This is a genomic window from Cohnella soli, from assembly GCF_042655525.1.
Classification (GTDB): domain Bacteria; phylum Bacillota; class Bacilli; order Paenibacillales; family Paenibacillaceae; genus Cohnella; species Cohnella soli.
In genome coordinates this window covers 178594-191366 of sequence record NZ_JBHSMI010000023.1, presented here as the reverse complement: position 1 = coordinate 191366, position 12773 = coordinate 178594, and the positions used below count along the sequence as shown (strand labels likewise).

Below are 12773 nucleotides of genomic sequence, written 5' to 3'. Positions count from 1 at the left end.
ATCTCCGCTCCCTCTCTTTATCGCGTTATGAGCGCAGCTTCGATCTTGCCGATGAGCCGCTCCAGGTCGATCGGCTTCGTGTCGAAATCGTCGCACCCCGCCCCCATCGCCTTCTCCCGATCTCCGGCCATCGCATGCGCCGTCAACGCAATAACCGGAATACCCCGCGTTGCGTCGCTGCTTTTGATCGCCTTCGTCGCTTCCCACCCGTCCATAACCGGCAAGCTTAGATCCATCAGAATGACGTCGGGCAGCTCGGCTCCAGCCAGTTGAACGCCTCGCAAGCCATCTTCAGCGATAATCATCGTATAACCTTTTCTCGTCAGCCTGCGCACTAGCATGTCTCGATTCAATTCGTTATCTTCCACCAGCAATATGGTCGTCATGTCGTCTGCCCCCGTTTGTCCTCAGGCGTTTGCCTTGTCTCATCATCCGGCTTGTCGTCGGCTGTGCTGCCCTCGCTGGCGCTAGCCGCCTCGTCTTCGGCTTGCGCTTCTTCGATCAGCAGCACCGATTGTGTTCGGGCTTCTTGCCGGTCGACGAATTTGGCGAGCGCGCTGAGCAGCTTGTCTTGCCGAACGGGCTTCATCAGGAAGTCTGAAGCCCCAAGAGAGAGTCCGAGCTGCTTGTCGCTTGTCATCGACAAAATAATGACCGGAATATCCGCAAGCTGAGGATCGCTCTTAAGCGTAGACAAGACGTTCCAGCCATCCATGCTCGGCATAAGGATGTCCAGACAGATCACTTGGGGACGAAGCTCCCGAGCCATCCGCAGCCCGTCCATTCCGCTCTCGGCGAAAGCCACCGTCCACCCTTCTTTGGCGAGAAAACGACTCAAAATCTGATGATTGACCGGCTCGTCGTCTATGAGAAGAACACCTACATGGCTCTCCTCTTCGGATGGCCGGCTTGCAGGCAACTGTTCCGGTGCCGCGGACTGCTCCTGTGGTTCGGCAGGGAGCCAACAATTGAACGTGCTGCCCTTGCCAAGAACGCTCTCTACGCGAATATCGCCTCCGAGTAACTTGCAGAAGCGCTGGCTGATGGCAAGTCCGAGTCCCGTGCCGCCGTATTTACGCGTCGTCGACGAATCCGCTTGCGTGAACGGTTGAAACAGCCGCCCGACTTGTTCCTCCGTCATGCCGATTCCGGTGTCTTGCACGACAAAGACGAAACCCGCCTTGCCCTCCCGCGTTTCCGGATGCGCCTCGAATACAATCGTACCTTGCTGGGAGAACTTGTTCGCATTGCTCAGCAGATTCAGCAAAATTTGCCGCAGCTTAGTGACGTCCGTCTTGATCTCGCCGTCCGTCAGGCGCGTATCGAGCGTGTTATTGTTGTTGGTGACAAGCGGCTTGACCATCGTGAGCACGTCCTGTACGACGTCGTTGACTCTGCACGGCTCCAAATAGACGTCCATCTTGCCCGCTTCGATCTTGGAAATATCAAGTATGTCGTTAATGATCGCAAGCAAGTTTTGTCCGGAACTGGCGATCTTGCCGAGGTCGGTCACAAAAGTCGGCTCATCCATGTCTTCCGCGTCCTCAATCAACATCTCGCTATAACCGATAATCGCGTTCAACGGCGTTCTCAGCTCGTGGCTCATGTTGGCAAGAAACTGGCTTTTGATCATATTTGCTTGAATCGCTTCGTCGTGCGCCTTGGCGAGCTCCGCTGTCCGTTCCTCCACTAGCCGCTCCAAATTTTCATTTAATTGAAGAAGCTCCTTGTTCATGACGAAGATCTCATCCTGTTGTCGCTGCAGCTCTAAGTCTTTAAAAGAAAATCTCTTGGAAATGAAAGCCCCGAGCACGGAAAGGCCCAGCGTGAACAACGTGCCGCCAGCGATGAAGTAGGCCAGCCACTTCTGATCCAACACGATGCCGGAGGGCATCATTCCTTTGCCCCCGTGGTGGAAGTGAGTCGCCATCATCCCCGTATAATGCATCCCGGCAATCGCCGCGCCCATGATCAAGCCGCTCCCGAACTTCTTCCAGCCGATACCTTTGCTCCCTTTGCGGAAGTAGAAAGAAAGCCAAAGCGCAGCGACCGACGCCACAAGCGCAATGACAATGGACATCGTGAATAGAAAAGGGTCATATGTAATGTCGATCTGCATCGCATACATGCCCGTGTAGTGCATCGTCACTATGCCTGCTGCGAAGAGAACTGCGCCCCGCAGCAGCCTGCCTATCGTCAACGTTTTCCGGCTCACCACAATCAGCGCGATAAACGACGCTAAGATCGCTGCCAATACGGACAGCAACACGTAGACAAGATCATAGGCGATCTTCACCGGCAAGCTGAACGCCAGCATGCCGACGAAATGCATCGACCAAATGCCCATCCCCATCGATACGCCGCCAAACAGCAGCCATATCCAACGATTGCGGCCGATTGAAGAACTGACCATCCCCGCCATGTCGAGCACCGCGTACGACGCCGCGACCGCGACAATGTAAGAAAACACGACAAGCATCATGTCGTAAGATCCCTGTAAACTCAAGTTGCACGCACTCCTCTGCCTCTGACGTTCCTGCTCCGAAAACACTCTCGGACTCGCATTCGGATTTACCCTGATTGAACCATAATCTGCATGCGGCGGCAACAGAATTCGACATTTGCGAGGCATGACGCGCCACGACAATATTTGTGATTTTGTATATTGACAAATAAATATTTTTGTGGTATAATAAAATATTTTAGTGTTTACTTTCTAATCCACCTTCTCTATAATCATTTTCGTAGAACCCGGCCGGTCCTCTACAATGACGAAGGAGCGTGAACGCTTTGCCAACGAATCCCTCTATCGCCGTATTGCCTATATCCGCCCCCGTAATGGGGAGAACGGATATCGTCCATCTGACGCTGCTCTATGACGAACGCGATGTCGCACTCGTCGACACCGGGTTTCCCGGCCAGCTTGAGCAACTTCTTGACGGCATACGAAGCTATGACGTCGACCCGGGCCGCTTGAACCATATTCTCATGACTCACCAAGATATTGATCATATCGGCAACCTGCAAACACTCGTCGATAACGCGCCGGCACCGATAAACGTATACGCCCATTTCGAGGAAAAGCCTTACATCGAAGGCGAGCGTCGAATTCTCCGTTTTACCGACGAAGCAATCGCCAGTGTCGACCGGATGCCCGACAGTGTTCCCGAAGCTTTTAAGCAAGGACTGAAGCGGCTCATGTTGAATCCGCCTAAAGCCAACGTTCAGCGCACCGTCGAAGGGGGCGAACGACTGTCCTTGTGCGGAGGAATCGTTGTTATCGACACGCCTGGACATACACCCGGACATGTTAGCTATTACCACCAACCATCCCGAACACTGATTGCCGGAGACGCGCTGACAGCTGACAACGGTGTGTTGCGCGGACCTGATCCTCATTCCACACTCGACATGGCAACCGCAGTCGACTCTCTGTCCAATCTACTCGGTTTCGATATCGAGCGCGTTATCTGTTATCATGGAGGCGTCGTCGAAGGGGACATTCGGACGGGGCTGACCGAATTGATCGCTTCGGCAGCGCGAAGCGAATAAACGCAGAGAGCCCGATCTCCGGCTGTCCGGGATCGGGTTCTTTTTGTTCGTTGTTGCCATATTTGGTAATTTTCCAAATACAGCGAGAAACACTGCGGGTGGTTGCTGCCGTGATCGTAACGGTCGGCCGCGAGCGACGAGCCGATCGTTTCCGTCAGTTTTGGCCAATTCGGCCTCCGGATACCCTTCGAATCCAAGGTCGAATATCGGCTGGCGGTCATTCTTCAAAATGGCGACGTTGGCATATGGATCCGCTCTCGCCTTCGCTAACGAAGATCATGGCACATCTGCAAGCAAAAGGACTTCGACCGCCACTTTCCAGTGGAGATTGAAGTCCTTCGCATGTTTGTTTATTTGAACTTGTCCGGGAACTGCTTCGCGATTCCATCCGCCATTACATCTGCAAAATGAATCATATGCTGCTCGCCTTCGTCGAAGGCTGCGATGTCCCCGGTCCAATCTTTCGCGAGCCTTGTCGTCATTGCGGTTGTAATCAATTGCAGATGCTTATGCCAGATGTCCTTCAGTTCTTGCTCCTTCCAGTTCGGATTGATACCGCCCAGAAACTTGGCGACTTCATCCGCATTCTGGTACCAGAGCTTGTTGTTCGCGGCGACATCTGCTTGATTGCCCTTAATCGCTGCGTCGACAACTTTCCCAGCGAGCAATATATGCTGCGTCAGTAGATCCGTAAACTTATTGCCTGTAGCATCGCCGTAGAACGGTTTGATTGCATTGCCGAGATCCTGTTGGTTCTGCAACAGTCTCGCGAGCACTTTCGCCTGATCGTCCGCTCCGGCCACCGCGCTGACAATGTAATTGCGCGTCCAGACAACATGGTCGATCCATAACTTCCGCAAGTCGTTCTGCAATTGGATTTTCGCCGGCGAGATGCATGACTTTTGTTTCATCGCCTGCCCGCTGCCCGGCGACGCACTTTGCGCAGCAGCCGTCGACGAATTTAGCAGCAGCGCGGCGGATAAGCAAGCTGCCGCTAACAAACGTTGTCTCATGAACGAATCCCCTTCCGGACCACTATGCTTTTCATAGCGAGCGTCGTTACCGGGTTATTGTGGGCATTATGGCGGAATTCATTCATGGAGTTGGTGGGCTGACGTTCAGCCCCTTCAGGCGATCGCGCTCACTCGCGCGCGCCGATGAATTCTTCGAGATCGCGATCGGCTTTCGACTGATTGCACTCATTGCACGCACAGACGCAATTGTCCGGCGTCGTATGGCCACCCTTGGCACGCGGAAGCAGGTGATCGATCGTATCGCCGTATTGGCCGCAGAAGTAACATACATAGCCGTCGCGCTCCAGAATTAATCGGCGGAACTCCTTGTTGCTGTAAATACGCCGGATCGTATGCCGATTGACGACAACGGCGGCGCGTTCTTTCACCAGCGTTATCGCAAGCTCCGGTTCGACCTCTTGGTACCAGCGTCGGCCGTTGTCGGTCTTTCCACGCATGCGGATGAAACCGAGCCGCGTCGGCCGTAAGCTCGTCGCGTCGGATGACTCTCGCGCGGAGAGAAGCGGAGGGGCAAGCGGCCGAGCCGAAAGCGGTATCGGATTCGCCGGCGCGACAGGCTTCGGCGAAGTGTCCGCCGACGAAGTCTGTGAAGCGCTGGATGAAGTAACTTGCGAAGCAATGCCGCTGTTACGGCGCTTCCTTCTTCTACGCTTGCGTTTGCGCTTCGGCGGTTCATCCCCAGCCACCTCGGCTGCGCTCGGCGCCGCCTTAACTTCCTTCGACTCCGCGGATGCGTCCGTTCCTACGAGCAGATCTGCCAGCTCCACCGGAGCTCCTCCGCTTCTACGACGCTTCCTTCTTCTGCGCTTGCGTTTCGGCGACTCATCCGACGACTCGACCTGCCCCGGTGCATGGGCCACCGCGTCTCCAATATTATTGTCCGTAACAAGCCGTCCGTCCGGACCCTCGCTCTTCTGTCTCCTGCAAGAACGACAAGTACCCCTGCGTCTTGCAATCCCGTTCAAGGTTCCGCTTCTTCTCAGAAAGTCGGAAAGCGGCTTGCGTTCGGAGCAAACTTTGCATATTTTCGTTGCTTTATCTGTATCGTGTACATCAATATCGGTTGTCATATTCCGAGTATATCATACCCTTCGTTAAGGAGCAGAGGACGGGATTGAAATGCGCTCGTTGCGCTTTACGGAGTCAGCAGGCATAAATGAATGCCATGCGTCCGCAAAATTTTAACAATAAAAAAGTAAGTAACTGATATTGACTTAGCAATTTATCCGGGTGTATACTGTGCTCAGTTGTTACACAGTAAACCAAACCATTCATGCACCACATACTCAGGAGGTCAATAACAACATGGCAAACGTACTGTTCATCAAAGCAAACAATCGTCCATCGGATCAATCAGTCAGCGTAAAGCTGTACCATACATTCGTTGAAGCATACCGCGCAAGTCACCCGAACGACCAGATTACCGAGTTGAATCTTTTCGAAGAGAACTTGCCGTACTACGATAACGACATGATGGCCGGCCTGTTCAAAGAAGCTCGCGGCTTCGACCAAACCGAAGAGGAGAAGCAAGCGGCGGCAATCGCTAACGGCTACCTCGAGCAATTCGTTGCTGCGGATAAAGTCGTACTCGCATTCCCGCTGTGGAACTTCACGATCCCGGCTCAATTGCTGACGTACTTGTTCTACCTCGGTCAAGCCGGCAAAGCGTTCAAATATACGCCGGAAGGTCCAGTCGGCTTGTTCGGCGACAAAAAGGTCGTATTGCTGAACGCTCGCGGCGGCGTGTATTCGGAAGGTCCGATGGCGCAACTGGAAATGTCTCTAAACTACGTAAAAGGCCAACTGTCCTTCTGGGGCGTAACAAACGTGGAGACGGTCGTCGTCGAAGGCCACAACCAATTTCCGGACCGTTCGCAAGAAATCATCGAGGCCGGATTGGCGCAAGCGGCTAAAGTAGCTGCAGGCTTCTAAACTCATAGGGTGTTCCACGAATTCTAACGGTTGCCCTCGCCGTTAAATCGCCGATTTTAGGCCCTTCGTGATTCTAACGGTTGTACTTGCCGCTATTCCAATGTTTTGACGCGATTCGGGGAAATCCGCACCAAATAACGTTGCTCACAACCATTAGCAATCCAATGGCACCGGTTTTGATTGATTAACGGCTGTGGCAACCGTTACCCAACGGTTGGCGGGCGCTTCGCCGCCAGCGAAGCGGTCAGCGGTCCACCAAATAAAAAAACACGCCAACGTTGGCGTGTCAGACTACCGGTGCTTTCTCGACAAACAAGTGACGTCCGGCCCCGGACGTCACTTTTCTTCGTATGCTAACGCCCGCCTGCATCCGCGACCATCTTCGCGATTTCCGCGTACCCGCGTCTCTTCGCGTGTTGCAGCGGCGTCACGCCTTCTCCGTCGGCGATATTGGCGTCGGCCCCGTGGTCGAGAAGCAGCCTTACGATCTGCTGATGCCTCTCGCCTCCGTCGCTTAGAATGATCGCTTCAAGCAGCGCTGTCCAACCGAGATCGTTGACGTGATTCACGTTGATGTCCGTTTTCTCCAGCAGCGTCCTTACGTTGTTCACGTGCCCTTTCTCCGAGGCGGGAATAATCGCGACGCCTCCGTATCGATTGCGGATTTTCGTATCCGCCTTCGCTTTGATCAGCAGGTCAAGGATGTCCTCTAGCCCCTCCGCCCCCGCGTAAAGGAACGGATTGTTCAGCATGTCATCCTGTAAGTTAATATCGGCACCCGCTTCAATCAGCAACCGGACGGCTTCCGGGCGGTTCGCGTAGGTCGCTACCATCATCGCCGTTCTTCCTCGCCCGTCCTGACTATCCAGCAACGCGCCTCCGTCGATCAACTTCTTCAATTCTGCGGCATCCCCGCGTTCTGCGGCGCTGTGCAGAGCTAGATTCATTTTCCCCGCCTCCTCATTGACGCCGCCGCCCGAAGACATCGAACACCCCGCCAGCATCAGTACCGTCGTTAACAGCACGATCAGCTTCTTCAGCGGAATCCCCTCCTTCGCCGGCTCGGCCGTTATGGTCACGACTTCATCCTAACAGAGAGTTCTTAATTCCAAAGAGCCTAGACCTTAAATGTTTCTTATGCGTTCGTCAACGATCATTCCGCAATCTCCACGTTAATCAGTTTAAATTGCGTCACGTCGGCGAGGCCGCGATTCGTGATGCGGATTTCCGGAATGACCGGCAACGCGAGGAGAGAAAACGTCATAAACGGCGCATTCAGCGGGCAGCCAATCTGCTTCCACGCCTCTTCCATCCGGGCAACTTCGCCAACGACTTCGGCCAGAGATTTCTCGGACATGAGGCCCGCAATCGCCATCGGCACTTCCGCCAGCACCCGGCCGTCCTCGACAACGATCATCCCGCCCCCGATACGAACGAGTTCGTTTGCCGCAAAAGCCATATCCTCGTCGTTCGTCCCCATGACGATCAAGTTGTGGCTATCATGCGCAACCGTCGAAGCGACCGCTCCCGACTTCAATTGAAATCCTTGCGCGAAAGCCAGAGAAATCTCGCCCGTACCATGATGACGCTCAATGCAGGCGAGCCTGACTACGTCTTGCTCAAGATCCGGCTGGACAACGCCGTTCTCGACACGCAATGTCGCCGTCCGCTTCTCCGTTCTGGCACTGTTCTCGATCGCGCCGACGACGTTGACGGTCGTCCGATCCCGCCCGTCATAACGGCTGGCCAGCTTGAAATCGTCCGGCGTTAGCGACCGCTTCACGTTCATCGAACTACGAATATGGTCAGGATAGACGAATTTCGGAAGCTCAACAACGTAGTCGCCGTTGTCATACACGACATGCCCATCCACAATGACTGTCGAAGGCGTCATGTCGCTCAAGTCGTCGATGAGCAGCATGTCCGCGCATTTGCCTGGAGCGATACCGCCGAGATGCTGATCCAGCTTGTAGTAACGCGCTACGTTAATCGTCGCCATGCGGATCGCCGTTACGGGATCGACACCTTCTTCGATTGCGCGACGAACGACGTGGTTGATATGCCCTTTCTCGACGAGCGTCTGCGGCATCACATCGTCGGTGACGAGGGAGATGTTGTCCGAATTCACTTTATCCTCGGTGACGATTTTGATGACTTCTTTCACATCGTGCCACGCGGAGCCTTCGCGAATCATGAGGTGCATGCCAAGGCGGACTTTGCGCAGCCCCTGCTCTCGCGTAACCGTCTCGTGGTCGGAAGTGACACCGGAGGCGATATACGCCTGCAGCATCGGATCATCATCGCTTGGAAAATGTCCCGTTACCGTCCCGCCGCTTCGCATCGTCGCCTCGATTTCCCCGAGCATTTTCGGATCGCCGAATACGACGCCCGGGAAGTTCATCACTTCGCCGAGGCCGACCACGTTATCCCACTGCAGTCCTTCCGAGATATGCTCCACTTCCAGCCTTGCGCCTGCGTCCTCCAAGTCGTCCGTCGCCGGCACGCAGGATGGGAACGTCGTAAATACCTTCAGCGGCAATTGCTGGCCTTCCTCATGCATCAGACGAACGCCTTCCGAACCGAAAACGTTGGCGATTTCGTGCGGGTCCATGAAAATGCCGGTCGTTCCTGTCCGCAATGCCGCCCGCGCAAATTCCGTCACGGAAAGCATCGTGCTTTCGACGTGCATGTGGCCATCCAGCAGCCCCGGCGCCATGTAGCGCCCCCGGGCGTCGACGACTTGCGTGTCCGGTCCGATCGCGCGCTCCGCATTGCCGACATAAGCGACTCTGCCTGCCGCGATTGCGACATCGATATTGTCCAGTATTTCCCCGGAAAATACGTTGACGAGCTTGCCTCCCCGGACGACAACTTCCGCGAAAGCCTGTCCCGTTGCGACTCGGGCGAGCGTCTTACTCACTTCATATTGTTGATTTCTTGGTTTCATCGGCATTTTTTTATTCGACCCCTTCAGATGATGTCACAAAACGATTTCTCTAGTTGTCTAAAGAGTGTAAATCAAGCAAATTAAAAGGAGCGATTCTCAATGGAAGTAAGATTGAACGGTAGGCAAGCCAATCCCGAAGCTTACAAAGCCATGATAGGAATGGAGCAATTTATTGCGAGCACGGGGTTGGAGAAAAAAATGTACAATTTCATCAAGCTGCGCGCATCGCAGATTAATGGCTGTTCATACTGCATCAGCACGCACTCGAAAGAATTGCTGGCTATGGGCGAGAGCGTCGACCGATTGCTGCTTCTGTCCGCTTGGCGCGAAACACCGCTCTATTCGGAAGAAGAACGCGCTGTTCTCGAGCTGACCGAGTATGCCACAAAGCTGTCCGCGGCCGGCATTCCTGACGAGGTGTACGCCCGCGTCCGCGTCCACTTCAATGAGAAGCAATACGTCGACCTGCTGATGGCAATCAACATGATCAACGCCTGGAACAGAATCGGCGTCGGCACGGGCATGTTCCCGGGCTGCATCTGACCACCGCCTTACTCGAAACGCGTCAGCTTGTCAGGGTTCATCACCATGTAAATATTGTTGATACGGGAGCCTTCGGGCTCCTTTGTTATTTCGACGCATATCATTTTTGTGATACGTCCATCCTGATATTGCGCCAGCGCCGGCGCCCCATTCACCAGAACGCGACGCAAACCTCTTTCGAACACCCCTTTGGCTGCTATTCCTTCGATAAAGGCCATCACGCGCTCAATGCCGACAATCGAGTTAAGCGCAGCGCGGGCTTTGCCGCCTCCGTCCGACACGAGCGTGACTTCGTCCAGCAACAACGAAAGCAGCGGCTTGAAGTTGCCGGTATCCGCAGCACTTAGAAACGCGTCAACGAACCGCTCGCATGCCGCCTCCCTCTCCCCGTCCAGCACGACGGCCGGAAGGGGCGCCGACGCCGGACCTGTCTCCGAGCCGATCTTCGCCTGAGCCCGACTAAACGTCTTCCGGCAGCTCGCTTCCGTCTTACCCAGCATGTCCGCCAAATCCGCGTATTCGAAGCCAAGCGTCGCCTTCAGCACGTAGATCGCGCGTTCAAGCGGCGACAGCTTCTGCAGTAGAACGAGATAGGCGTAACCGATGTTCTCCCGGCGCTCCGCGGGATCGCTCCAATAGCTCCCGCCCCCGCTCCGACTGCCGTCTCCGGCTTCGTCAGGCAATGGTTCCGGCAGCCATGGCCCCACGTATGTTTCACGCCTTCGCTTCGACGATTGAAGCAAGTTGAGGCAGCGATTCGTCGTCATTTTCGCCAAATACGCCTTCTCGTTCCCGATGTCGGTCGCATCCAACTGCATGTAACGGGCGAACACGTCCTGCACGATATCCTCCGCATCGGACGCGCTGCCTAGCATACGGTACGCCAGTCCGAACAACATCGGCCGGTATGCTGTGTAAGTCGACTCCTGTATGACCAATCGCACCGCACTCCTTTGCCCATATTATAACACGCCGATGCTTATTCCCGATTGTTCAGGAGAAAACGCAAAAGCGTTCGTAGTCGATTTCACGGACAATAGCCCGATGAAACCCGGCTATTCTGCGCTTGCCGCCGATTTCGCGGACTATAGCCCGATGAAACCCGGCTATTCTGCGCTTGCCGCCGATTTCGCGGACTATAGCCCGATGAAATCCGGCTATTCTGCGCCTGCGGCCGATTTCGCGGACTATAGCCCGATGAAATCCGGCTATTCTGCGCTTGCGATCGATCTCGCGGGCTGTAGCCCGATGAAACCCGGCTATTCTGCGCTTGCCGCCGATTTCGCGGACTATAGCCCGATGAAATCCGGCTATTCTGCGCCTGCAGCGCTTTCCAATTCAATATCAACTTACTCAGTTGCAGAAACTATAAAAAGTATAGTAAAATAAACTCAAAACAGGAGGCGAATCGTGATGACAGAGACAACGAACGTAACCCCATCTATAGAAATCGGCATCAGCACTTTTCTGGAAGCGTCGCCTAACCCCGCGGCAGGGAAAGTGATCAGTCACGCCGAGCGGTTGCGCAACGCAGTTGAGGAAATCGTCACAGCCGACCAGGCTGGACTAGACGTATATGGCATCGGCGAGCATCACCGCCCGGACTTCGCAGGCTCCGCTCCAGCTATCGTGCTTGCGGCCGCAGCCACTCAGACGAAACACATCCGGTTATCCAGCGCCGTAACGGTGCTGTCCTCGGACGATCCGGTTCGTGTGTACCAGTCGTTCTCCACGCTGGACGGCCTCTCCAACGGCCGAGCGGAGATTATGGCGGGCAGGGGCTCGTTCATCGAGTCGTTCCCGCTGTTCGGCTACAACCTGGACGATTACAATGAGTTGTTCGACGAGAAGCTTGAGCTGCTGCTCAAAATCCGCGAATCGGAGAAAGTGACCTGGAAAGGCGGACTGCGCCCAGCCATCAACAATCAGGGCGTCTATCCGCGGTCCGTGCAAGAACCGCTGCCCGTCTGGATCGCGACTGGCGGCAGCCCTGAATCTGCTGTCCGCGCCGGAATGCTCGGGTTACCGGTCGTCTTCGCCATCATCGGCGGCATGCCGGAGCGATTCGCGCCGCTTGTTGAGCTTTACAAGAAGGCTGCGGCGAAAGCCGGGCACGATGTGTCCAAGCTGCAGATCGCAACACATTCGCACGGCTTCGTCTCCGATACGCCGGGCAAAGCGGAAGATCTGCTATTCCCGCACTGGCGCCACCAATCGACGGTCATCGGGAAGGAGCGCGGGTGGAGCGGCAGTTTCGACCGAGACATGTTCGATGCCTCCAACAGCCTACGCGGTGCAATTTATGCAGGGGAGCCCGAATACGTCGCCGAGAAAATTGTCCTGCTGCGCCGGAATCTCGGTATAAACCGCTTCTTCTTGCACATGGATGCCAGCTCCATTCCGCACAAGGATACGTTGCGCGCAATCGAGCTGCTCGGCACGCGAGTCGCTCCTCTCGTGCGCCAGGAGCTTGCGCGGATCGAAGGCTCGGCCGAATAAACAAACGTCATATGAAAGGCCCGCGATCAATGTCATTAAGATAAGCTCAAAGACTAACCGGGAATAAAAATGGAATTTGCAACGGCATGGGAAATCAACCCGTGCCGTTTGTTTTATGGTGCAAGCAAGGAAAAAGGGTATAGCAAACGAAGCGGATGGAAGATCCGCTTTATGCTACTCGGTAGACGAAGCTAACAGCTGATTTATAGCGGACTTTGCGCGTATTCTCCTGCCCTGGGCGAATGGTCGAATCGGCAAAATGTTTA

Annotated in this window: 12 protein-coding genes; 5 read left to right on the top strand and 7 right to left on the bottom strand. The window is 54.9% G+C overall.

Annotation, left to right across the window (positions count from 1 at the left end; translation table 11 throughout):
- Positions 1-17: 17 nt before the first annotated feature.
- Together ACFPOF_RS11505 and ACFPOF_RS11500 are read right to left on the bottom strand one after the other, a co-directional pair.
- The gene (locus ACFPOF_RS11505) at positions 18-386 is read right to left on the bottom strand and encodes a response regulator (protein WP_378132630.1); all 369 of its coding nucleotides are present in this window, start codon (positions 384-386) and stop codon (positions 18-20) included.
- Positions 383-2506 (bottom strand): MHYT domain-containing protein, encoded by a 2124-nt coding sequence (locus ACFPOF_RS11500; protein WP_378132628.1) that lies wholly within the window; start codon positions 2504-2506, stop codon positions 383-385. Before ACFPOF_RS11500 ends, ACFPOF_RS11505 begins: the two co-directional genes overlap by 4 nt.
- 284 nt (positions 2507-2790) lie before the next feature.
- On the opposite strand from ACFPOF_RS11500, the gene ACFPOF_RS11495 reads away from it, so the two are divergent.
- Positions 2791-3552, top strand: coding sequence for an MBL fold metallo-hydrolase (locus ACFPOF_RS11495; RefSeq protein ID WP_378132626.1), 762 nt, complete (start codon positions 2791-2793; stop codon positions 3550-3552).
- Positions 3553-3902: 350 nt separating this feature from the next.
- On the opposite strand, the gene ACFPOF_RS11490 is transcribed toward ACFPOF_RS11495, so the two are convergent.
- Both ACFPOF_RS11490 and ACFPOF_RS11485 read right to left on the bottom strand, forming a co-directional pair.
- Entirely contained in the window at positions 3903-4565 is a 663-nt protein-coding gene (locus ACFPOF_RS11490; RefSeq protein WP_378132624.1) for a glycosyltransferase, read from the bottom strand.
- Between the two features lie 128 nt (positions 4566-4693).
- Positions 4694-5353: an HNH endonuclease gene (locus ACFPOF_RS11485; protein WP_378132622.1), complete on the bottom strand. Its 660-nt coding sequence runs from the start codon at positions 5351-5353 to the stop codon at positions 4694-4696.
- 538 nt (positions 5354-5891) lie between these two features.
- On the opposite strand from ACFPOF_RS11485, the gene ACFPOF_RS11480 reads away from it, so the two are divergent.
- A complete protein-coding gene (locus ACFPOF_RS11480) occupies positions 5892-6518 on the top strand; it encodes an FMN-dependent NADH-azoreductase (protein WP_378132620.1) in 627 nt (208 codons plus the stop codon).
- A 353-nt stretch (positions 6519-6871) separates the two neighbouring features.
- On the opposite strand, the gene ACFPOF_RS11475 is transcribed toward ACFPOF_RS11480, so the two are convergent.
- A complete protein-coding gene (locus ACFPOF_RS11475) occupies positions 6872-7597 on the bottom strand; it encodes an ankyrin repeat domain-containing protein (protein ID WP_378132618.1) in 726 nt (241 codons plus the stop codon).
- A 74-nt stretch (positions 7598-7671) separates the two neighbouring features.
- Positions 7672-9465: an adenine deaminase gene (ade, locus tag ACFPOF_RS11470; protein WP_378133131.1), complete on the bottom strand. Its 1794-nt coding sequence runs from the start codon at positions 9463-9465 to the stop codon at positions 7672-7674.
- A 99-nt stretch (positions 9466-9564) separates the two neighbouring features.
- On the opposite strand from ade, the gene ACFPOF_RS11465 reads away from it, so the two are divergent.
- The gene (locus ACFPOF_RS11465; protein ID WP_378132616.1) at positions 9565-10008 is read left to right on the top strand and encodes a carboxymuconolactone decarboxylase family protein; all 444 of its coding nucleotides are present in this window, start codon (positions 9565-9567) and stop codon (positions 10006-10008) included.
- Positions 10009-10016: 8 nt separating this feature from the next.
- On the opposite strand, the gene ACFPOF_RS11460 is transcribed toward ACFPOF_RS11465, so the two are convergent.
- Positions 10017-10946, bottom strand: a complete 930-nt coding sequence (locus ACFPOF_RS11460) for a sigma-70 family RNA polymerase sigma factor (RefSeq protein ID WP_378132614.1) — start codon at positions 10944-10946, stop codon at positions 10017-10019.
- Between ACFPOF_RS11460 and ACFPOF_RS11455 the strand changes: the two genes are divergently transcribed.
- Complete coding sequence (locus tag ACFPOF_RS11455; protein WP_378132612.1) at positions 10939-11397, top strand: hypothetical protein; 459 nt, start codon at positions 10939-10941, stop codon at positions 11395-11397. The genes ACFPOF_RS11460 and ACFPOF_RS11455 overlap by 8 nt on opposite strands.
- Positions 11398-11421: 24 nt before the next feature.
- Positions 11422-12507, top strand: coding sequence for an LLM class flavin-dependent oxidoreductase (locus tag ACFPOF_RS11450; RefSeq protein ID WP_378132610.1), 1086 nt, complete (start codon positions 11422-11424; stop codon positions 12505-12507).
- The last annotated feature ends 266 nt before the right edge of the window (positions 12508-12773 follow it).